The sequence below is a fragment of the Bradyrhizobium stylosanthis genome (assembly GCF_001641335.1).
GTDB lineage: Bacteria > Pseudomonadota > Alphaproteobacteria > Rhizobiales > Xanthobacteraceae > Bradyrhizobium > Bradyrhizobium stylosanthis.
The window spans coordinates 184,772-206,179 of the sequence record NZ_LVEM01000002.1; the positions used below are offsets into that span (position 1 = coordinate 184,772).

The following is a 21,408-nucleotide window of genomic DNA, read 5'->3' on the forward strand; positions in this document are numbered from 1 at the left end:
GGAATCACCCAAACACCACTCCAAGACCACTTCTGCCAGCCCATTTGGAAGGGGATATGACCGAGCAGCCGAACCGTCAGACACTCGCCGGCGACGGCATCACCGCCCCGTTGCGGTTCACCGTATTCCGGCGCATCTGGCTCGCCAGCCTGCTCTCCAATCTCGGCCTCCTGATCCAGGGCGTGGGCGCGGCCTGGGCGATGACGCAGATGTCGGCGTCCGCCGACCAGGTGGCGCTGGTGCAGACGGCCCTGATGCTGCCGATCATGCTGATCTCGATGCCGGCCGGCGCCATCGCCGACATGTATGACCGCCGCATCGTCACCCTGGTCTCGCTCGCGATCGCGCTGACCGGCGCGAGCGCGCTGACGGTGCTGGCCGGGCTCAAGCTGATCACGCCGGAAACGCTGCTGGCCTTCTGCTTCGTCGTCGGCAGCGGCAACGCGCTGTTCGGGCCGGCCTGGCAATCCTCGGTCAGCGAGCAGGTGCCGCCGGAAGCGCTGCCGTCGGCCGTCGCGCTGAACGGCATCAGCTACAACATCGCGCGCAGCTTCGGTCCCGCGGTCGGCGGCGTCATCGTCGCAGCCCTCGGCGCGGTGGCGGCGTTTGCCTGCAACGCGATCCTCTATCTGCCGCTGCTGGTGGTGCTGCTGATCTGGCGCCGCTCGGTGGAGCCGTCGCGCCTGCCGCGCGAAAAGCTCAACCGCGCCATGGTCTCGGGCTTCCGCTACATCACCAATTCGCCGCCGATCAAGATCGTGCTGTTGCGCACGCTGGTGATGGGCCTGATCGGCGGCGCCATCATGGCGCTGATGCCGCTGGTCGCGCGCGACCTCCTGCATGGCGGCGCACAGACCTACGGCATCATGCTCGGCGCCTTCGGCATGGGCGCAGTCGTCGGCGCGCTCAACATCCACGAACTCCGCAAGCGCATGAGCGGCGAGGCCGCGATCCGCGCCTGCACCATCTCGATGGCGTTCGCGATGGCGGCGCTTGCCGTGAGCACGGAGCCGGTGCTGACGGCCGCTGCGCTGGTGCTCGCCGGCGCGGTGTGGATGGCGGCGGTCGCGCTGTTCAACATCGGCGTGCAGCTCTCGGCGCCGCGCTGGGTCGCCGGCCGCTCGCTCGCGGCGTTCCAGGCCTCGATTTCCGGCGGCATCGCCATCGGCGCCTGGGGCTGGGGCCATCTCACCGACTATGCCGGGGTGGAGGTCGCTCTGCTGACGGCGGCCGGCCTGATGCTGATCTCGCCGCTGCTCGGAGTCTGGCTCACCATGCCGCGCGTCGGCGCCCGCAACGAGGATGCCGAGGTGCTTGCCGACCCTGAAGTCAGGTTGTCGCTCACCGGCCGCAGCGGGCCGCTGGTGGTCGAGATCGAGTATCGCGTCTCCCAGGAGAACGCGCGCGCCTTCCACAATGTGATGCAGGACGTGCAGCTCTCGCGGCAGCGCAATGGCGCCTATGGCTGGTCGATCGCGCGCGATATCGCCGACCCCGAATTATGGACCGAGCGCTATCACTGCCCGACCTGGCTCGACTACTTGCGCCAGCGCAACCGTTCGACGCTGTCCGAACGCGCGCTGCATCAGCAGGCGATCGACTTCCACATCGGCCCCGAGCCGGTGCGCGTCCGCCGCATGCTGGAGCGTCCGTTCGGCTCGGTGCGCTGGAAGGAGGAGACGCCGGACCGCGCCAGCGAGGAGGTGCTGCCGGTGGTCGCGACCGCGGCGGGAAGCAGCACGTAGGGTTTCTCCTCCGCCGTCCCGGCGCAGGCCGGGGCGGCATCAACTTCCAGTCTTCGTCAAACTTCCGCCTGTGGTTATGGGTCCCGGCCTACGCCGGGACGACAGGCTACTGCCCGTGATCGGTCAGCACCTTGTCGCAGCCCTTGCTGAGACGGGTGCGGTTCTGCTTCAGGCACGCCAGCACGGCGCCATCGCCATTGTTCATCACGGCGCGGCAGAAGCGGCTGACATCGCGCGCACACGCGTCGTGTCCGGGCTGCTGTTGCGCCGACGCAGCGGATGCGCACAGGAGCAGCGAAATAATGAAAAGAAATCTGGTCATCGCATAATGCCTCTTACCCGGAAGAAAGTGCGGGCGAAGCTAGTGCGACGATCCCTTGGCCGCAACGGCTTTATTGCCGGCTACATGGCACCGCCGCGTGGCCCCGACCTGACGCCGGGGCGCATCGCGAGGGGGAGCTCGTCAGATCGCAACGCTTGCAGCGTTGCGCGTTCTGTTACTGCTTGTCTCTTACTGCTTGTCTTGCGCGTCAGCGACCTTGCGTGAGGCGCCCTTGGCGAGGTCCTTGTCCATCACCGCGCGGCAGCCGGCGCTCAGATCCGAACGATGCTTCATCATGCACGCGGTGATCTTCGGGATGTTGGGGATGTCCGCCGAGCAGAGGCGGAAGGCATCGCCGGTGCACTGCTGCTGCGCCTCGGCCGAGAAGGCGAAGCTCGAGGTGGTCGAGATGATCGAGACGATCGCGGCGAAGCCCAGCGCCAGGCTGGTGTCGCGGATCTTGCTACTCAGGGACTTGGTCGTGAACGAGGTGGTCATTTGAAGCTCCCATTGGCACCGCCTTGGCGGGCCCGTTGTTAATGGGAACTACGATGCTCCAGCAAAACAGTTTCCACTGTGATGACGGTCACGGGCGCCCCACCTTCTGTGAGGTTGGTCACTTTGGCGCACCCTGCTGAAATTCCTCCGCAACCGCCGTCGTGTTGGTGTCACGTTAACTGTTCCTTCGCATTAATGGCTCGTCGCGCGGGAGATTCCGCAGGTTTGGTTGCGTAATTGGAAAGAGTAGCGATGCGTAATGCGTTGGGCCTGATGCTGGCCAGTGTAGTTGCGGCGGTCGTGATCGCCGCCGGCGGTTGGTTTTATTATTCCTACAGCGCCGACCATGGTGCCCCCAAGACAGTTGCCGCCCGTGCCGCCGACCCGTTGCCGGCACCGGCGAAGCTTGCGGCCAAGGATGACGTCACGACGACCGCAACGATCGCGGCCAAGCCGGCGACGATGGCCCAGGCAGCCGCGCCTGCGCCCGCTCCGGTCGCGCCGGTTCAACCGAAGCAGGCCTGCGCCAATCCGAATGCGCTGGGCGTCTCCCGCGTGGTCGAGATCGACACCACCGGCGGCCCCGGCTTCGGCTTCGAAACGTTCAAGCAGTTCGATTTCCTCACCGACAAGGAAGTCGTGCTGACCTTCGACGACAGTCCGTGGCCGGTGAACACGCCGGCGGTGCTGAAGGCGCTCGCAGAGGAATGCACCAAGGGCCTGTTCTTCTCGGTCGGCAAGCACGCGACCTATCATCCGGAGATCCTGCGCCAGGTGCTGGCCCAGGGCCACACGGTCGGCACCCACACCTGGTCGCACCTCAATCTCAACAGCAAGAAGATGACGGAGCAGCAGGCCAAGGACGAGATCGAGAAGGGCTTCAGCGCCGTGAAGTTCGCGCTCGGCACCAATCCTGCGCCGTTCTTCCGCTTCCCGCAGCTCCAGCACAATCCGGCGATGGTGACCTATCTCGGCACCCGCAACGTCGCGATGTGGTCGACCGATCTCGACTCCTTCGACTTCAGGAAGGGCGCCACCCCGGAGAAGATCGTCAACACGGTGATGACCAAGCTCGACAAGCTCGGCAAGGGCATCATCCTGATGCACGACTTCCAGAAGAACACGGGCGAAGCGCTGCCGTCGCTGCTCGCACGGCTGAAGGCGGGCGGCTACAAGGTCGTGCAGATCAAGGCCAAGACGACGTTCGAGTCGCTGCCGGAATATGACGAAGCGCTGCTGAAGGAAATGAAGGTACCGACAGCGAGCACGACCACGCGTCCGATCTCGAGCGTGGTGCAGACGGTTTCGCAGTAAGCGCGACCAGATCCAAAACTCTTGCGTGATGGCCGGGCTTGTCCCGGCCATTCACGTTTTTGGATCAAGGGCGAAGACGTGAATGCCCGGGTCAAGCCCGGGCACGACGGCAAGAGCGGACGACGCGACCGCTCACCAGTAGATGCCGTGGCGATGCAGCTCGCTGATGATGCGGCGCTCGGTCCATTCGCGCTTGCGCTTCGGCTTCTCCGCCCTTGCCGTCTTCGCAGGCCTGGTGGTCGCGACCGGCGCCGGCGCCGATGCCGTCGTGGTCGTGGCCGTGGTCGCGGTTGCAGCAGGAGCGGCCGCCGCAGCGGGCACGGGAGGTAACGACACCGCCGGCGGACGGTCGGCATATTTCGGCGCCTCGGCCACGGGTGCGACTTCGCTCACCTGCGAGGCGGGCGTGGCGATCGGCGCGGCTTGCGGAGCGGCGGACTGCCCGGCCATCCCGGACAGCGACAGGCTGCGGTCGCCTGCATGGGCGGATGCAGAAGCCAGGACCATGGCGGCGACCAGAACGATCTTGCGCATGTGAAATCTCCCCGTGTTTGCGTGATGCGGACACTACGGGAGTCGGGGCGCAGGATTATGTGACAGACCTCACCGAGGCTGTGGTCGAGCAGGATCGGCAGTGAGAGAGTGTCGGGCTTGCCGGGCCGAAGCTGGCAAAGGCAGCGAAGGCTGGTGCCGCAAGAGGGATTCGAACCCCCGACCCCGTCATTACGAATGACGTGCTCTACCGACTGAGCTATTGCGGCAACCTTGCCGGGACCAAAGCAATGCCGGCCCCGATACGCGCGCTCCTGATATCGGGCATGGCCCGAATTGGCAAGAACAAGCAGGGTTCGAAATCGGCCTCACGCCCCCCAGCGGGACCAGAATCCGCGCCAGCCGCCGGCCTGCGCCTTTGGCGTGCCGATTTGTTCCGTAAATTCATCGCTCGGCCCCTCGTCATCGATCCCGGGATCGTCGGGCGCGCGGACGATCGGGATGACGGCGGGGATCGGGGCAGGGGCGGGCTTGCCGAGGTCGGCGCGGGTCCGGAATACCGGGGTGGCCGCGACCGGCGTTGATTCGGCGGGCTCGGGGCCCGGTTTGGCCGGCTCGGCGGGCGCCAGGACCGGCTCGTCCTTGACTGTCTCCTTGGCGACGTCCTTAGGCGCTTCCGGGACGACTTCCTTGGCGGCCTCAGCACGAGGAGAATTGTCCTGAGCGGCGGGCGCGGGGGCCGGAGCCGTCGCAGCCGGTTCCACCGGGCTCTCGCTCGGAGCCGCCGTCACCCGCTTCGGCGGCGGGGCAGCCAGCATGGCCTCCTCGAAGGCCGAGGATTCGATCGTGGGGCCCTTGTCGGAGGGAAGGCTCGCGACCGGCGTCTGCCATTGGAATGCGTCGAGGCGGCCGGTGACCGGCGAGACCGGGCGCCAGCGGTCGCTGACATAGCCGTCCGCGGTCCAGGCCGGATCGTGGCGGGCGCGCACGGCGCGCAAGGTCCAGGCGCGGGCACGGCCGCTATCGCCATGCTCGGCGCGCTCGATCTCGGCCATCAGCATCGCCACGCGCTGGGTCGGATCGTTGATATAGGGCGCCAGCACCGCGCGCGCGCGGGCGAACTCCGAAGCGTCGATCGCCGCGCGCGCAATCGCGAGCTGGCCCTCGACATGACCGGGCTTGTCCGCCGACGTCTTGGCCGCGAGCGTCTCCACCCGCTGCAGGCGCTGCCGCGCGGAATCGCCGAGCTTCACATGCGCATAGGCGTCCGCGAGATCGGGATGCGGATTGGCGAGCCAGGCGGCCTCGACCAGCTTCATGGCACGGCGCACCTGATGCGCCTCGCTCTCGAATTTCGCGGCGAGCACGGCGGCCGGCACCAGGGTCGGCGCCAGCTTGATCGCCTCCATCACGCTCTCGCGCGCGACGTCGCGGTCCATGCTCTCCAATTCCAGCGCGCGCGCCGTGAGCAGCACGCCGCGCTGGCGGCGATAGGTCGGCTTGTCGATCAGGCCGGTGGACAGGTTCGACTCGAGGATCGCGAGCGCGCCGCTCCAGTCACCGCGCGCGCAGCGGAAGCCGAGCACCGCATGCGAGGCCCAGGTCGAGGACGGCGACAGCTTGATCGCTTCCTCCGCGATCATCACGGCGCCGACGGCATCGTCGGCACGCTGCGCCTCGATGAACAGGCCGCGCAGGCCGAGCAGGCGCGTGTCCTCGCGCTCGGCCATGGCGCGGAAGACGCGCTGGGCCTCGTCGCGATTGCCTTCGAGCTGGGCCGATTGCGCATGCAGCAGCAGCGCAAGCGGATCGTTCGGCGCGTGCCGCCGCGCCGCTTCGGCGTGGCGGCGGGCGAGCGCGGTGTCGCCGTGACCGATCGCGAGCAGGCCGTGGGTGATGGCCTGGCGGCCGCGCGCGTGGCGCTTCTCGTGACGACGCTGGCGCATGCGGCCGGGCGTGCGCCAGATCGTAGTCAGGATGCTCCAGAGCAAGACGATCGCCACGGCAAACACGCCGAGAAGAAGCACGAACACCGGAATGGTCGGCGAAGCCCGCCAGCCGCCCCAGGTCAGCACGACCTCGCCGGGCTGGTCGGCAACCCAGGCCGAGCCCGCGCCTGCGAGCGCAATCAAGACAAGGAAAAGGACGATGCGAAGCATGGCGATCCCTAATTACGCGCGGATTGTTGCGCGAATCTTACTGCGTAGACTTGGCGAGATCCGCCATGGCATCGTCGGCGAATTTGCGGGACGCGGCGAGCGCGGCGTCGCGGGCGTCGGCCTTCTCGAGCCAGCCCTGCGCCGGCACGCGATCGGCCTCGGGCAGCGTCTTCAGCTCGCGCCGCGCCTCGACGAAATCGTTGCGCAACGCTGCGGACGTCACCCGCGCGACGATGGCGCCGCGATCGTTGCCGACCCCGTCGGTGCGTTCGATGCGGACGAGCTTCGATGCGCCCGCCTGCAGACGCTCCACGAGGCCGGCATTCGCGGCCGAAGCCTCCGGAGGCGGCGACAATTTCGGCACGATGGTGAGCAGCTCGCGGCTCAGCGCGACCGGCGTCGGGATGCCCGACGATGCGAACACATCGAGCGGCTTCAGCATCTCGGGCTTGGCGGCGAGCGACCGCGCCGCGGACAGCTGAGACTGATAGGGATCGCCATGGCGCACGGCGACGTCGAGCAAGGTGGCTGCGACCACGAAGCGCAGCGGCTTGTCGTCCAACTTCTTTGTCTCGGCGATCTTCTCGCCCTGCTGCGCGAGCTCGGCGCGTTCGGTCTTGCTGGCGCGCTCGAGCTGCGCGACGCGGTCGGCGAGTGCGGCAAGATCAGGCGACGTGGCGGGCGCCGCGGACTTTGCGTCATTCAGCGCACCCGCGGTCTTGTCGGACTGCGCGCGCAGATTGGCGATGTCGCTGCGCAGGGCGCTCGCCGATTTTTCCAGCGCGTCGATCCGCGTCACCATGGCGGGATCGGCGACGGGCTTACCGGCCTTGGCCTCGACCGCAGCGATGCGACCGCTCAGCGCATCGACCGTCGCGCTGGTCACTTGCGGCGCGGCCGGCGGCGCCTGCACGGCGGGCCAGCCCAGCATCCAGCCGACGCCGATCACGACCGCTGCGGCCGCGGCACCGGAGAACGGTGCGATGATCCAGGGGGAAACCGGCCGCGAGGCGGCGGCGGGCGCAATCGACGGCTGCTCTTCGGCCGACTCGGGCGTTGGCTCGGGTTGAGGCTCCGGCTTGGCCTCTGACTCCGCCTCCGACGTGGGCTCCTCGGCCTTGACCTCGTCATGCGCGGCCTGCTTGGCCGCCGGCTGAGCCTCGGGCTCACCCGCAACGTCCTGCGGCTGGGTCGAGACTTCGGTTGCCTCCAGATCGATGGTGGGCGGGGTGCGCTTGGCACGACCGGTGTCGGGAGCCAATCCTGCGTCTTCAGGCTTGTCGTCGGCCATCGTGACGGTTCCTCACACTTCCATACCTTACACAGATCCCGGGTGGACCTAAATCGCGCCGGATTCGGCCCGACCTCTTACGCCAAACGGGTCCGCAAAGCACGCTCCAAGGTGTCAAATAAGGCATTTTCGTCCGGCGTCGCGGCCACCAGAACCTGCGAGGCACCGGCATCGCGCAGCACGCCCGCGACCGTCTCGGACAGGCAGCATTGCGGGATCGCCAGCGCCGAGATTTCGACGCCTTCAACCCGCGCGGCATCCAGAAACGCCCGTGCACTGCGGCGGGAGTAGTGCAGCACCGCCTCGACCCCGTGGGCCGCAAAGCCCTCGCAGACCTCGCGCGGCAGATGCTTGACCGGCGCCATGCGATAGGTGGTCTGCGTGACCACGTCGAATCCTTCCGCACCGAGCTCACCGCCGAGATCGCGCGACAGATCCGCGCCGGCAAGATAGAGCAGCGTGCTTTTCTTCTTCAGCACCTTGTCGCGCGCGCTTCGAATGATTTTCTCGCGCAAGGAAGCCGCATCGCCGCCGGCAACGATGACCTCGCCAAAGCCGGCGTCGCGCGCGGCAGAAGCGGTGTGCTCGCCGACCGCGAACAGCGGCAGCTCCAGAAGGCCGAGCTCCCGCAATTGCGGCGCGATGGCGCGGATCGCATTGGCCGACGTAACGATGACGGCGCCATAGCCCGCTTCACTGTCGTCGTGAAAAGCGACCGGCTCGAACTTGAGTACCGGCGCGAGTAGCACCACATGTCCCCGCGCGCGCAGATTTCCCGCCGTCGCCTCGTTGTCGGGATGCGGCCGTGTGACAAGAATGGACATCGCTCGTGTTCCCGAACCGCGTGACGGTGACGCATTCGCGGGAGGCTTGCTTCGTGACGATTGCGCAAGCCGACCCCGGAATGCTACCGGATTTACCAGAACTCCGCTTTGCGGATCAGTGCAAGGGCGCAAATTGGATAACGATTCGCCAATGCTGGTATTGGGCATCGAAACCACCTGCGACGAGACCGCCGCGGCGGTGATCGAACGCGCGCCTGGCGGCCGCGGCAAGATCCTGTCCAACATCGTGCGGTCGCAGGTCGAGGAGCATGCCCGCTTCGGCGGCGTGGTGCCGGAGATCGCCGCCCGCGCCCATGTCGACGTGCTCGACGGGATCATCGACCGCGCCATGCACGACGCCGGCATCGACTATGCCCAGCTCGACGGCGTCGCGGCGGCCGCGGGGCCGGGGCTGATCGGCGGCGTGATCGTCGGGCTCACCACCGCGAAGGCGATCGCGATGGTGCATGACACCCCGCTGGTCGCTGTGAACCATCTGGAGGCGCATGCGCTGACGCCGCGCCTCACCGACGGGATCGATTTCCCCTACTGCCTCTTCCTCGCCTCGGGCGGCCACACCCAGATCGTCGCGGTCACCGGCGTCGGCCAATATATGCGGCTCGGCACCACCGTCGACGATGCCATCGGCGAAGCCTTCGACAAGGTCGCGAAGATGCTAGGCCTGCCTTATCCCGGCGGCCCGCAGGTCGAGCGCGCCGCCGCGAGCGGCGATGCCACGCGCTTTGCGTTCCCGCGGCCGATGCAGGGACGCCCCGACGCCAATTTCTCGCTGTCGGGATTGAAGACGGCGGTGCGCACCGAAGCGAGCCGACTGCCCGAGATCACGCCGCAGGACATCAGCGATCTCTGCGCGAGCTTCCAGGCCGCGGTGCTGGATTCGACAGCCGACCGGCTCGGCGTCGGCCTCAGGCTTTTCCGCGAACGGTTTGGCGCAGCCCGCGCGCTCGTGGCCGCGGGCGGCGTCGCCGCCAATCAGGCGATCCGCGGCGCGCTGCATGACGTCGCGCGGCAGGCCGGCACGCAGTTGATCATGCCGCCGCCAGCACTCTGCACCGACAACGGCGCGATGATCGCGTGGGCCGGCGCCGAGCGTCTCGCGCTCGGCTTGACCGATACGATGGAAGCGCAGCCGCGCGCGCGCTGGCTGCTCGACGCCAATGCCACGGCACCCGCGGGCTACGGCAAGACGCGGGCAGGATATTAGATGACCGCGTTCCAATCCGTTGCGGTGATCGGAGCAGGCGCCTGGGGCACGGCGCTCGCGCTGGTGGCGGCGCGGGCAGGGCGGAGCGTCACGCTCTGGGCCCGCAATGCCGAGCACGCCGCACGGATCGCATCGACCCGCGACAATCCCCGCCTGCCCGGCATACGGATCGCTCCGGAGATCGTGGTGACGAGCGATCTCGCGGAAGCATCGCGCGCGGAGATGCTGCTGATCGCAACGCCTGCGCAGCACCTGCGCGGCACGGTCAACATGCTGGCCTCGCATCTCGCAAAGCCTGTCCCGGTCGTCGCCTGCGCCAAGGGCATCGAGCACGGCACCCATAAATTCATGACCGACGTGATCGCGGAAGCCGCGCCGCATGCGCAGCCGGCGATCCTGTCGGGCCCGAGCTTCGCCGACGACGTCGCACGCGGCCTGCCGACGGCGGTGACGCTGGCAGCGCGGGATGACGCGCTGGCAAGCAGCCTGGTGCTGGCGCTGGGCTCACCGACATTCCGCCCCTATCACTCCACCGACATCCGCGGCGTCGAGATCGGCGGCGCGGCCAAGAACGTGCTGGCGATCGCGGCCGGCATCGTGGTCGGCCGCAAGCTCGGGGCATCCGCCCATGCCGCGCTGACCACGCGCGGCTTCAGCGAGCTGGCGCGGCTCGGCCGTGCCTGCGGTGCGCGGGCGGAAACGCTTTCGGGTCTCTCCGGCCTCGGCGACCTCCTGCTGAGCTGCTCGACCGCACAATCGCGCAATTTCGCGCTTGGCATTGCGCTCGGGCGCGGCGAGGCGGCGCCGGCCGGCAAGCTCGCGGAAGGCGCCTTCACCGCGCCGGTGCTGGTCGAGCTCGCGGCCGCCGCAAATGTCGACATGCCCGTCTCACAGGCCGTCGCCGCCATCCTCGACAACAGATTGACGATCGACGCGGCGATCGAGGGGCTGCTGACGCGGCCGTTCAAGGCCGAGGAGTGAGGCGCACCCTCGCCTCGCAGGTAGCGCTTCACGGCCTCTGCACGCTGGTCTAGCCTAGCGCCACACCGCAGGATCCCGGTCCAACAACAACGAAACGGATCCAGGGGAAGAACGCATGCGCAAACCGCATCATGCGATCGTTTCGATCGCCATCGCCGCACTCACTGCCATTGCACTGCCGACCGCCGCGTACTCTCAGGCCGCGGTTTCCTATGACGAGCTCGCCAAGAACGAGGCGGCCGCCAACGCCGAAAACGGCAAGCGGGTCGCACCCGTCAAGTCGATCGTCAATCCCTCCAACGACGTCAGCTCCGACATGCAGGCCATGATCGGCGCGCCGTTTCCGCCGCATTTCAATGCGGATCCAAAATCCGCGAGCGAATGGAAAGAACTGATCGAGCGCCGCGCAAAGCTGTCGATCGCGAACGTTCCGACCATGAAGGAGAAGCTCGGCGTCAAGGTCGAGGAGACCAGGATTGCCGGCGTGCATTGCTTCATCGTGACGCCGAACAGGATTCTGCCGGAGAACCGTCGGCGCCTCCTGGTCCACGTCCATGGCGGCGGCTACGTGTTCGGGCCGGGCGAAGCCGCGCTGCCGGAAGCGATCATGATGGCCGGCTTCGGCGGCTTCAAGGTGATCTCGGTCGACTACCGCATGCCGCCGGACTTCCCCTATCCCGCGGCGATGGACGACGCGATGGCGGTCTGGAAGGAGGTCACCAGAACGCACGACGCACGACGGATGGCGATCTTCGGCACGTCGACAGGCGGGGCGATGACGCTGGCGATGGTGCTGCGGGCCAAGGACGAGAAGCTGCCGAAGCCGGCCGCGATCGCGCCGGGCACACCGTGGTCCGATATCGACAAGGTCGGCGACACCTATGCCAGCAATGAGTGGGTCGACAACGTGCTGGTGACCTGGGACGGCTGGCTCGGCCGCGCCGCGAAGCTCTATGCCAACGGCACCGACCTGAAGAACCCCTACATCTCGCCGATCTATGGCGACTTCAAGGGCTTCCCGCCGACGATCCTGACCTCAGGCACGCGCGACCTGTTCCTCAGCAACACGGTTCGCCCCCATCGCAAATTGCGGCGCGCCGGCGTCACCGCGGACCTCAATGTCTATGAGGGCCAGTCTCACGCGCAGTACCAGTTCAACATCAGCGCGCCGGAGACGAAGGAAGCCTTCACCGATATCGCAAAATTCTTCGATCGCCATTTGAAGGAGTGAGCGCTGCGATGGATATCGGATGCCCGCGCTTGTCGCGGGCATCCGCGTGCCCTAAACATCGCGGCGGCGTATCCATGAACGGGACAGATTGCGATGAACTACTGGCTGGTGAAATCCGAACCGTCGGTGTGGTCGTGGGACCAGCAGGTCGCGAAGGGCGCCAAGGGCGAAGCCTGGACCGGCGTGCGCAATTACACCGCCCGCCAGAACCTCGTGAACATGAAGAAGGGCGATAAGGCGTTCTTCTATCATTCCAACGAGGGCAAGGAGATCGTCGGCATCGTCGAGATCATCAAGGAAGCCTACCTTGATCCGACCGACAAAACGGAAAAGTTCGTCTGCGTCGACATCAAGGCCGACAAGCCCTTGAAGACGCCGGTGACGATGGCCGCGGTCAAGGCCGAGACGAAGCTGAAAGACATGGCCCTGGTGAAATATTCGCGCCTGTCGGTGCAGCCGGTGACGGCCGAGGAGTGGAAGCTCGTCTGCAAGATGGGCGGGATGTAAATCACCGCTGTCGTAGCCCGGATGAGCGCAGCGACATCCGGGATGGTCCGGTCCCGCATATCGTCCGCTCATGCGGGCTACGATGTCGGCGCTTCCGCCTTCGCCAACGCAAACACCTCGCATGGCATTGCAATGCCGCGCAGCGAATGCGATCCAAGCGCGATCAGCGGCATATCCGTCTCGGCTGCGAGTGCGCCCGACACCAGCACGGTCCGGCCGAGCTGCTTGCACAATCCTTCAAGCCGGCTGGCGAGATTGACCGCGGGACCGATCGCGGTGAAGTCGAGCCGGTTGGCGGCGCCGATATTACCCCAGAGCATCTCGCCGAGGTGAAGCGCCGCGCCGAACGCGAGTGGTGGTAAGCCTTGCGCGCGGCGCTCGGCGTTGAGATAGGCCATCCCCGCTTCGGCTGCGCCGGCGGCACGCAGCGCGGCGTCACAGGCGCGGCGCGGTGAGGCCTCGAGCACCGGAAAGATCGCGAGCACGCCATCGCCGATGAATTTCAACACCTCGCCGCCGAAGGCGTGAACCGCGCCGGCGATGCGGTCGAACCAGGCATCGAGCGCCGCGATGACCTGGGCCGGCGGCGTGGCCTCAGAGAGGATCGTGAAATTGCGCAGATCCGCATAGAGCAGCGCGGCCTGAATGGTCTCGCCGAGATCGCGCCGCAGCGGCGCCGCCAGCACCCGCTCCGCGCTGCGCTTGCCAAGGTAAGCATCGAGCGTCGCCCGCAACGTGGCGCGCCCGGCAAGCACGGCAAGCGGCGTCGCGGCGAAGCGCGCGGCCTGGCGTAATCGTTCGATCTCATCCGCCGTGAACGGACGCGGTCCGATCCAGCCGAGCAGCGGCCCATCGGATCGTCCGACGGCATCTTCGTGCACTTCGCCGCCCGCGATGTCGCGCAGCCAGCGGCGGCCGGCGTCGTTGGGCGGATCAGGCGCAAGGCCGCCCGGCGCGAAGCCGAGCGCTTCGATCACCTCGCCGCTTTCGGCGCGCCACAGCCAGGTTCGCTTCGCGATCAGCGGATGCGGCACGTCCAGCGTCAGAGCGCCCGCCGCCAGCGGCACGCCATCGCCGACCAGATGCGCGCCGAGTTCCGCGAGCAAGCGGTCGGCCCCGGAACAATCTTGGGCGGCATCGACGAGCCAGGCGAGGGTCGGAGCAAGCTGCATGGCCCGATGATGGCCAAGCAGGGCGGTGTTTGTCACGGGCAATCCTTGACGGAGCGCCGCGCCGCCGCCATGTGCCATGGTCTGCTCAAGGCAGGACCAGGGATGATCGCCGATGACCGAACCGTTCGTCATACGACGCGAGACCCAGATCGCGGCCCCGCGTGCCACCGTCTTCGCCTATCTCACCGACCCCGAAAAGATCCTGAGCTGGATGGGATCCGACGCGACCACCGAGCCGCATCCCGGCGGTCTCTATCTGCTGAAAGGGATCGGTCCGCGCGACGGCGTCGCCCGCGGCGCGTTCCGCGAAGTCGTGCCGGTGCATCGCCTCGCCTACACGTTCGGCTGGGAGGGCGGCCAGGAAGTGCCGCCCGGCTCGAGCCTGATCGAGATCGACCTGATCGAACGCGACGGTGGCACGCTGCTGCGCATGACCCATAGCGGGCTGCCGAGCGAAGCGCAGGCGGCCGCGCATGCGACGGGGTGGGCGCATTACCTGGAGCGGCTCACGATCGCGGCCAGCGGCAAGGATCCCGGCCCGGACAGGGGTGTCACGACCAAGTCGTAGCTCTCGTAGGGTGGGCAAAGCGAAGCGTGCCCACCACTCACAATGAAGCCCTGGAGATTGACCGCGGGCACGGCGCTTCGCGCCTTTGCCCACCCTACGAGATCGGAGCTGCTACGGCAGCGCGCCGCTAGACCGCCGCGGTCGCCACCACCTGCGCCAGCAACTGCTCACGCCGCGCCTGGGAACGCTGGCCCTTCATCGTCGCCGCAAAACGCTCGAGGATGCCGTCCTCGAAGGCCGTGACGATGGTGTCGTGTACGTAGCTCTTGCGGCAGATCGCCGGCGTGTTCGAGAGCTTGTCGGCGGCGGCGCGGATCGCCTCCAGCACCTGCTTCTTGCGACCGCGCTGGCTGGTCGCCGGCGTGATCCGCGACAGCGATTCCACCACGACGGCGGACGCCATCAGCGTACGGAAATCCTTCAGCGAGATCTTGATACCGGCGATCTCGCGCAGGAACGCATTCACCTGCGTGGTGCTGACCGCACGCACGATGCCGTAGGCATCGCGATACTGGAACATGCGCTTACCGGGAACGCCCTGCAGAATGCCGATGGCGCGCACCAGCTTGGCCGCGTCGCACTCCTTGCGCACCGCCTTGCCGCCCTTGGCCTTGAAGGTCAGCACGAAGCTGTCCTCTTCCAGCGTGACATTGGCCTTCAGCAGCGTGGTGGCGCCGCGGGTGCCGTTGAGACGGGCGTAGGATTCATTGCCGGGACGGATCGCGGTGCGCGCGATCAGCTCGATCACGGCCGAAAGCGCGAACTCGCGGGTCGGCTCGTCACCCGACAGGAACGCCGAGACCTTGCGCCGGATTTTCGGCAGCGCACCGACGAGCTTTTCCAGGCGATGCGCCTTGCGGTGCTCGCGGACCTTCTCCCAGTCGGCGTGATAGCGATATTGCAGCCGGCCCGCGGCATCGCGCCCCACCGCCTGGAGATGCGAGCTCGGATCGGCGGAGTAGCGCACCTCGCGATAGGCCGGCGGCACCGCCATGGCGTGCAGGCGGCGGATGGTGCGGGCGTCGCGGATATGGGCGCCGTTGGGGCGGACGAAGGAATAGCCCTTGCCGCGCCGGATACGGCGGATTGTCAGCTCGTTCTGGTCGCCGAGCCGCAGGCCCAGCTCCTTGGCGAGTGCCTCGACCGCCGCTGGGGAGGCCGAGTCGAACACCTTTTTCGGGCTGGAACGGGTGGAACCGGCCGGTTTCGGCCATTGTCCGAGGGCTTTAGCCAGCGCAATGGCAGCAGGATCGGCCGAAGCGGGCCGCATCGTCCCGAGATTCTGCTGATCCATCATAGTGTTACGCCTTGGCCCTGTCTGTTACCGTTCAATGCCGCTGTTCTGTTGTTTGTTCCCTGCGGGTCTCGTTGGACCCGGGTTAGCCACTTAGGGTGTTCCGAACCGCATTGCGAGTCCCGAATCAGTGAGAAGCGGTTTCTAAATACCTCCTGCGACGCATGGGCGCCCTGCACGGGCCTATTCCCGCGAACTGGGTAAAGAGCCGAAAGCCGCCTCCCGGCCTGTTTCAGATTTGCGACAGCCGGCCGCCACGGCTTGATCTTCCGCATGGCCGGCAGCCCGCCGAAGGTTCAGCTTGTGCTCCTTGTCGGGCCCGGTTAGCCCGACGCATAATCGGTTCAACGATGAAATCGGCGCGCCAGTTACCTGTGCTCGGCTTGCCGTATCTGGAGGGAAGCATGTCCGAGAAGATCTACGACGTCCCCGCGGAATGGGCCAAGCGCGCCTGGGTCGATCAGGCCAAATACAAGGACATGTACGCTCGCTCGATCTCGGACCCGAACGCGTTCTGGGCCGAACAGGCCAAGCGCGTCGACTGGATGCACGCGCCGACCAAGATCGAGAATGTTTCCTTCGCGCCCGGCAACATCTCGATCAAATGGTTCGAGGACGGTATCCTCAACGTCGCCTACAACTGCATCGACCGGCACCTCGCCAAGCGCGCCAACCAGACCGCGATCATCTGGGAAGGCGACGATCCCTCGCAGTCCAGGCACATCACCTACCAGGAGCTGCACGACGAGGTCTGCCGGATGGCCAACATCCTGCGCACCCGTAACGTCAAGAAGGGTGACCGAGTCACGATCTACCTTCCGATGATCCCCGAGGCCGCCTATGCGATGCTGGCCTGCGCGCGGATCGGCGCGATCCACTCCGTGGTGTTCGCCGGCTTCTCGCCCGACAGCCTTGCCCAGCGCATCAACGACTGCCAGTCCAAGGTGATCATCACCGCGGATGAAGGCCTGCGCGGCGGCAAGAAGGTTCCGCTGAAGGCCAATGTCGACGCCGCGCTCGCCAAGGCCGACGGCGTCGACTGGGTCGTCGTGGTCAAGCGCACCGGCGGTCAGGTCGAGATGAATCCGTCGCGCGATCTCTGGTATCACGACGCCGCCAAGATGGTGACGACCGAATGCCCGGTCGAGCACATGCATGCCGAGGATCCGCTGTTCATCCTCTACACCTCGGGCTCGACCGGCCAGCCCAAGGGCGTGCTGCACACCTCGGGCGGCTATCTCGTGTTCGCCTCGATGACGCATCAATACGTCTTCGACTATCACGACGGCGACATCTACTGGTGCACCGCCGACGTCGGCTGGGTCACCGGCCACAGCTACATCCTCTACGGGCCGCTCGCCAACGGCGCGACCACGCTGATGTTCGAAGGTGTGCCGAATTACCCGGATAATTCCAGGTTCTGGAACGTCATCGACAAGCACAAGGTCAACATCTTCTACACCGCGCCGACCGCGATCCGCGCGCTGATGCAGTCGGGCGACGATCCCGTGAAGAAGACCTCGCGCGCCTCGCTGCGCCTGCTCGGCTCGGTCGGCGAACCCATCAATCCCGAAGCCTGGGAATGGTATCACCGCGTCGTCGGCGACGACCGCTGCCCGATCGTCGACACCTGGTGGCAGACCGAGACCGGCGGCATCCTGATCACGCCGCTGCCGGGCGCGACCAAGCTGAAGCCGGGCTCGGCGACGCAGCCGTTCTTCGGCGTCGCGCCGGAGATCGTCGACGCCGACGGCAAGGTGCTGGAAGGCGAGACCACGGGCAACCTCTGCCTGACGCGCTCGTGGCCGGGCCAGATGCGCACGGTCTATGGCGACCACGCCCGCTTCGAGCAGACCTACTTCTCGACCTACAAGGGCAAGTACTTCACCGGCGACGGCTGCCGGCGCGACGCCGACGGTTATTACTGGATCACCGGCCGCGTCGACGACGTCATCAACGTCTCCGGCCACCGCATGGGCACCGCGGAAGTCGAGAGCGCGCTGGTCGCGCATGAGAAGGTCTCGGAGGCCGCCGTCGTCGGCTTCCCGCACGACATCAAGGGCCAGGGCATCTACGCCTATGTCACCCTGATGGCCGGCGTGCAGCCGACCGACGAGCTGCGCAAGGAGCTCGTGACCTGGGTGCGCAAGGAGATCGGCCCGATCGCCTCGCCCGACCAGATCCAGTTCGCGCCGGGCCTGCCCAAGACCCGCTCCGGCAAGATCATGCGCCGCATCCTGCGCAAGATCGCCGAGGACGAACCGGGCAGCCTTGGCGACACCTCGACGCTTGCCGATCCCGCCGTGGTCGACGACCTCGTCAAGAACCGGCAGAACAAGAAGTCGGCGTAGGAAAACTCTCGTGCCCCGGACGCAGCGCAGCGCCGCTTGGCGGTGCGCTGCTGAGCCGGGGCCCACCGATCCGCGCAAAGAAGGAGCTGGGTCTCGGCTCTGCGTCGCGTCATTGCACGCCGCGCCGCGTCCGGGACACGAGACTGTTTTTCGCTTCGGCACTCTCCCTAGAAACAACCGCGGTTCACATCCTCACGCGCTTGTCAGCGCGCGTGACGGCGCGCCGGTATCTTTCCCGCCGAGTGTTGTTTTCAAGTCATTTACTTTATTTCGAACATTTCCTTTGTTCCCCCTGCTGGCTGGCCCCTGGCGGCCGCGCGTGGAAACCATCCGGTTAACGGGCGCGGTTAATACTGTGTGGGCCAACGGGCAATTTCCGGGTTTGCGTAGATTTGGACGACCCGTTCGGGGCAACGGAAGGGAAGCATTGATGTCGATGAGGATTGCTGTGGCGCTGGCCGCCACCATCGGGGCAGGGGCCTTGATGTCGACCGCCGCCGAGGCGCGGCCGGAGATGGTGGGAACCCGCCTCGCCGACTATTCGCCGGGCACCATCGTGGTCAAAACCAGCGAGCGCAAACTCTATCTGATCCTCGATAGCGGCCATGCCGTGCGCTATCCGGTCGGCGTCGGCAAGTCCGGCAAGCAATGGGCCGGCACCACCCGCATCGACGGCAAGTACCGCAACCCGGCCTGGTCGCCGCCCGCCGAGGTGAAGCGCGACAAGCCGCAGCTTCCCGACGTCATTCCCGGCGGCTCGCCGCGCAACCCGATGGGCGTCGCGGCGATGACGCTCTCCGGCGGCGAATACGCCATCCACGGCACCAACGTCCCGGGCTCGGTCGGTGGCTTCGTCTCCTATGGCTGCATCCGCATGCTCAACGACGACATCACCGATCTCTATGGCCGCGTCTCCGTCGGCACGACGGTGGTCGTGACGCGCTGATCGCCGCAAATCCCAAAGAGTTGAAAGAGCCGCGCCGATCGACGCGGCTTTTTTATTGCCAGACGCGCCAGCCGCGCGCGCACCAGCCGTCGCGATGGCCGCCATTGTAGCTGCGCACGTAACCGCCCGCGAGCAGCGCGGCCGAGACGTTGGGGGTGCGCTTGGTCGCGACGTCGGCGAGCACGCGCCCGTATTTGTCCTGGCCGAGATTGAAGATCGTCACGCCTCCCTGGCCAAGCAGATTGCGCAGCGCATCGCTGGCGGCCTCGGCCTTGTCGAGCTCGTCCTGACAGGACGCTTTCATTTCGGGCGCATCGATGCCGCGCAGGCGAACGCGGACGACGAGGTCGCGGCCGTCGCGCGGACGAACGCGCGCGAGAAAGGTGTCGCCGTCGATGGTGCGGATGACGTCCACCGCCTCGCGGCTATCGGGATGACCGGCGCGCTGAAGCACAATCTCGGCATCGCGCGATTGTCCGTCGTCTGCATGCGGAATGGGCCAGTTTGTCCCGTGCCGGAACGTGAGCACGATCGCGACCGCGATGCCGACCACGAACATCCACGGCAGCAATCCGGAGAAGCGGCGGCCAAACGGCGAGCCGCGGTAGGAGGACTGGTAGGGATGGCTGGGATCGAAGCGCGGCATCCGCGCACGCTAGGGCTGAGTCGGCAGAACCGGCAAGAGCGAGTGGACCGGCACCTCAGAAGTCCGAGGCGATACCTTTACGTTCCCAATCGCCGTAGCGGGTGGGCTCGGGCCCCTTTGGTCCCTGCAATTCCTTGGGCGCGGCTTCCGCATGCGCAGCAGCAGCCTGCCGGCGCGCCTCGGCCTCGGCCAGCGCACGCTGGGCGGCCGGCGTGAGCTGCTTGCGATCGGGAACGGAGGGCTGGTTACTCATCAAGCGGTTCCTAGCGCAGGATCACGGTGCGTGCGAGGTCAAATATCGCATTGCTGAGATGGCGATAGTGGGCTGTAAACGCGAGAGGCCATTCTTACATTTGGCATATTCGCGTGCCACACATCGACTCCTCTAGGCATGCGCCCATATCGGCGGAACTGCCGCTCGCTCAGAACCTTGTTTCCGCATGCCCTCTCAACGTTTTGCCCCTCCGTCCGAAGTGCCTGGTCTTGCGGCGCGGCGGATTGCCGCCGATATCGTCGATGGCGTGCTGCACAAGCACCGCACGCTCGACGATCAGCTTGACGGCGGCGGCGCCCATCCCGGACTGAAGACCCTGGCCGACCGCGACCGCGCGCTGATGCGCCGCCTGGTCGCCACCGTGCTGCGCCGGCTCGGCACGCTCGGCCATGTGATGTCCCGCCTGCTCGACAAGGGCATTCCCTCCGAGGCGCCGCGCGCGCAGAGCGCGCTCTTGATCGGCGCCGCCCAAATTCTCTGGATGGACGTGCCCGATCACGCCGCGGTCGACCTCTCCGTCCGCCTCGTGCAATCCGACCGGCGCGCCGCGCGCTATGCCGGCCTCGTCAATGCCGTGCTGCGCCGCTGCGCGCGCGAGGGCAAGGCGCTGGTTGAGGAAGTCGCCAATCAATCGCTGGACCTGCCGCCATGGATGCTGGCGCGCTGGAGCACGCATTACGGCGAGGCGACCGCGCGCGACATGGCGCTGGCCCTCGGCCATGAGCCGTCGCTCGATCTCACGGTGAAGTCAGACCCGGCGCAATGGGCGAGCCGCCTGCACGGCGAGACGCTGCCGACCGGGACGGTGCGGATGCTGCTGCACGGCTCGGTGACCATGCTGCCCGGCTTCGCCGAAGGACAATGGTGGGTGCAGGACGCCGCCGCCGCACTGCCGGCCCGGCTGTTCGGCGACATCAAGGGCAAGTCCATCGCCGATCTCTGCGCCGCGCCCGGCGGCAAGACCGCCCAGCTGGCGCAGGCCGGCGCGCAGGTCACCGCGATCGACCGCTCCCCCGCCCGGGTGGCGCGGCTGCGCGAGAACCTGACGCGGCTGTCGCTCCAGGCCGAGACCGTCGTTGCTGACGCCGTGGAGTGGGCCGGCCCGCCTGAGGGCTTCGACGGTATCCTGATCGATGCGCCCTGCACCTCGACCGGCACGATCCGCCGTCACCCTGATGTCGCCTGGCTCCGCCAGGAATCCGACATCGCCGCGCTGACCGCGCTACAGCAACGGCTGTTGAAGAAATCCGTCTCGCTGCTCAAGCCGGGCGGCACGCTGGTCTACTGCACCTGTTCGCTGGAACCCGAGGAGGGCGAGCAGGCCGTGGCCGCGCTGCTGGCCTCCGAGCCCGCGCTTCGCCGCGTCCCGATCGAAGCGTCAGAGGTCGCCGGGCTCGCCGAAATAATCACCGCCGACGGCGACCTGCGCACCCTGCCCAGCCATCTGCCGAACGCCGATCCCAAGCTCGGCGGGCTCGACGGATTCTACGCAAGCCGGCTCGTTAAATCCTGATTTTGCACCGGTTTTTGCAACTCCGACACTGATTCGTCCCGTTCAAGGTGGTGTC

Annotated in this window: 20 protein-coding genes and 1 tRNA gene; 10 read left to right on the top strand and 11 right to left on the bottom strand. The window is 67.0% G+C overall.

Features of this window, described 5'->3' with window-relative positions:
• Positions 1-56 precede the first annotated feature (56 nt).
• A complete protein-coding gene (locus A7X65_RS12765; RefSeq protein ID WP_063685226.1) occupies positions 57-1,745 on the top strand; it encodes an MFS transporter in 1,689 nt (562 codons plus the stop codon).
• Positions 1,746-1,851: 106 nt separating this feature from the next.
• Here A7X65_RS12765 and A7X65_RS12770 read toward each other — a convergent pair whose 3' ends face one another.
• Positions 1,852-2,067 carry a cysteine rich repeat-containing protein gene (locus A7X65_RS12770; RefSeq protein ID WP_063685228.1) on the bottom strand — a complete coding sequence of 72 codons (216 nt, stop codon included), beginning with the start codon at positions 2,065-2,067 and terminating at the stop codon, positions 1,852-1,854.
• A 189-nt stretch (positions 2,068-2,256) separates the two neighbouring features.
• Positions 2,257-2,565: a hypothetical protein gene (locus A7X65_RS12775; protein WP_063685230.1), complete on the bottom strand. Its 309-nt coding sequence runs from the start codon at positions 2,563-2,565 to the stop codon at positions 2,257-2,259.
• Positions 2,566-2,817: 252 nt separating this feature from the next.
• Here A7X65_RS12775 and A7X65_RS12780 point away from each other — a divergent pair, with 252 nt between their 5' ends.
• Entirely contained in the window at positions 2,818-3,879 is a 1,062-nt protein-coding gene (locus A7X65_RS12780) for a polysaccharide deacetylase family protein (protein WP_063685232.1), read from the top strand.
• Between the two features lie 132 nt (positions 3,880-4,011).
• Here the strand turns inward: A7X65_RS12780 and A7X65_RS12785 are convergent, their stop codons facing one another.
• The 5 genes from A7X65_RS12785 to A7X65_RS12805 all read right to left on the bottom strand — a co-directional run bounded on the left by A7X65_RS12785 (position 4,012) and on the right by A7X65_RS12805 (position 8,645).
• Entirely contained in the window at positions 4,012-4,413 is a 402-nt protein-coding gene (locus A7X65_RS12785) for a hypothetical protein (protein WP_063685234.1), read from the bottom strand.
• Positions 4,414-4,564: 151 nt separating this feature from the next.
• Positions 4,565-4,640: transfer RNA gene (locus A7X65_RS12790), tRNA-Thr, on the bottom strand.
• Between the two features lie 99 nt (positions 4,641-4,739).
• Positions 4,740-6,530, bottom strand: coding sequence for a heme biosynthesis protein HemY (locus A7X65_RS12795; RefSeq protein ID WP_063685236.1), 1,791 nt, complete (start codon positions 6,528-6,530; stop codon positions 4,740-4,742).
• 37 nt (positions 6,531-6,567) lie between these two features.
• Entirely contained in the window at positions 6,568-7,821 is a 1,254-nt protein-coding gene (locus A7X65_RS12800; RefSeq protein ID WP_063685238.1) for a COG4223 family protein, read from the bottom strand.
• Between the two features lie 77 nt (positions 7,822-7,898).
• Positions 7,899-8,645, bottom strand: coding sequence for a uroporphyrinogen-III synthase (locus tag A7X65_RS12805; protein WP_063685240.1), 747 nt, complete (start codon positions 8,643-8,645; stop codon positions 7,899-7,901).
• 151 nt (positions 8,646-8,796) lie between these two features.
• Between A7X65_RS12805 and tsaD the strand changes: the two genes are divergently transcribed.
• From tsaD to A7X65_RS12825, 4 genes are all read left to right on the top strand, one after another.
• The gene (tsaD, locus tag A7X65_RS12810; RefSeq protein WP_063685242.1) at positions 8,797-9,870 is read left to right on the top strand and encodes a tRNA (adenosine(37)-N6)-threonylcarbamoyltransferase complex transferase subunit TsaD; all 1,074 of its coding nucleotides are present in this window, start codon (positions 8,797-8,799) and stop codon (positions 9,868-9,870) included.
• On the top strand, positions 9,871-10,851 hold the full coding sequence (locus A7X65_RS12815) for an NAD(P)H-dependent glycerol-3-phosphate dehydrogenase (protein WP_063685244.1): 981 nt from the start codon (positions 9,871-9,873) through the stop codon (positions 10,849-10,851).
• A 115-nt stretch (positions 10,852-10,966) separates the two neighbouring features.
• Complete coding sequence (locus A7X65_RS12820) at positions 10,967-12,082, top strand: alpha/beta hydrolase (protein ID WP_063685245.1); 1,116 nt, start codon at positions 10,967-10,969, stop codon at positions 12,080-12,082.
• A 93-nt stretch (positions 12,083-12,175) separates the two neighbouring features.
• Positions 12,176-12,589 (top strand): EVE domain-containing protein, encoded by a 414-nt coding sequence (locus A7X65_RS12825; RefSeq protein WP_063685247.1) that lies wholly within the window; start codon positions 12,176-12,178, stop codon positions 12,587-12,589.
• Positions 12,590-12,666: 77 nt separating this feature from the next.
• Here the strand turns inward: A7X65_RS12825 and A7X65_RS12830 are convergent, their stop codons facing one another.
• The gene (locus A7X65_RS12830) at positions 12,667-13,761 is read right to left on the bottom strand and encodes an adenylate/guanylate cyclase domain-containing protein (protein WP_063687641.1); all 1,095 of its coding nucleotides are present in this window, start codon (positions 13,759-13,761) and stop codon (positions 12,667-12,669) included.
• A gap of 112 nt (positions 13,762-13,873) precedes the next feature.
• Between A7X65_RS12830 and A7X65_RS12835 the strand changes: the two genes are divergently transcribed.
• A complete protein-coding gene (locus tag A7X65_RS12835; RefSeq protein ID WP_063685249.1) occupies positions 13,874-14,329 on the top strand; it encodes an SRPBCC family protein in 456 nt (151 codons plus the stop codon).
• A gap of 127 nt (positions 14,330-14,456) precedes the next feature.
• On the opposite strand, the gene A7X65_RS12840 is transcribed toward A7X65_RS12835, so the two are convergent.
• Entirely contained in the window at positions 14,457-15,626 is a 1,170-nt protein-coding gene (locus A7X65_RS12840; protein WP_063685251.1) for a DNA topoisomerase IB, read from the bottom strand.
• A gap of 401 nt (positions 15,627-16,027) precedes the next feature.
• Here A7X65_RS12840 and acs point away from each other — a divergent pair, with 401 nt between their 5' ends.
• Together acs and A7X65_RS12850 are read left to right on the top strand one after the other, a co-directional pair.
• Positions 16,028-17,974 carry an acetate--CoA ligase gene (acs, locus tag A7X65_RS12845; protein WP_063687642.1) on the top strand — a complete coding sequence of 649 codons (1,947 nt, stop codon included), beginning with the start codon at positions 16,028-16,030 and terminating at the stop codon, positions 17,972-17,974.
• 430 nt (positions 17,975-18,404) lie between these two features.
• Entirely contained in the window at positions 18,405-18,920 is a 516-nt protein-coding gene (locus A7X65_RS12850; RefSeq protein WP_063685253.1) for a L,D-transpeptidase, read from the top strand.
• Positions 18,921-18,972: 52 nt separating this feature from the next.
• Here A7X65_RS12850 and A7X65_RS12855 read toward each other — a convergent pair whose 3' ends face one another.
• Both A7X65_RS12855 and A7X65_RS12860 read right to left on the bottom strand, forming a co-directional pair.
• Positions 18,973-19,566, bottom strand: a complete 594-nt coding sequence (locus A7X65_RS12855) for a thermonuclease family protein (protein ID WP_063685255.1) — start codon at positions 19,564-19,566, stop codon at positions 18,973-18,975.
• 55 nt (positions 19,567-19,621) lie between these two features.
• On the bottom strand, positions 19,622-19,819 hold the full coding sequence (locus tag A7X65_RS12860) for a DUF1674 domain-containing protein (protein ID WP_063685258.1): 198 nt from the start codon (positions 19,817-19,819) through the stop codon (positions 19,622-19,624).
• Between the two features lie 187 nt (positions 19,820-20,006).
• Between A7X65_RS12860 and A7X65_RS12865 the strand changes: the two genes are divergently transcribed.
• Positions 20,007-21,353, top strand: a complete 1,347-nt coding sequence (locus A7X65_RS12865) for an RsmB/NOP family class I SAM-dependent RNA methyltransferase (protein ID WP_063685260.1) — start codon at positions 20,007-20,009, stop codon at positions 21,351-21,353.
• The last annotated feature ends 55 nt before the right edge of the window (positions 21,354-21,408 follow it).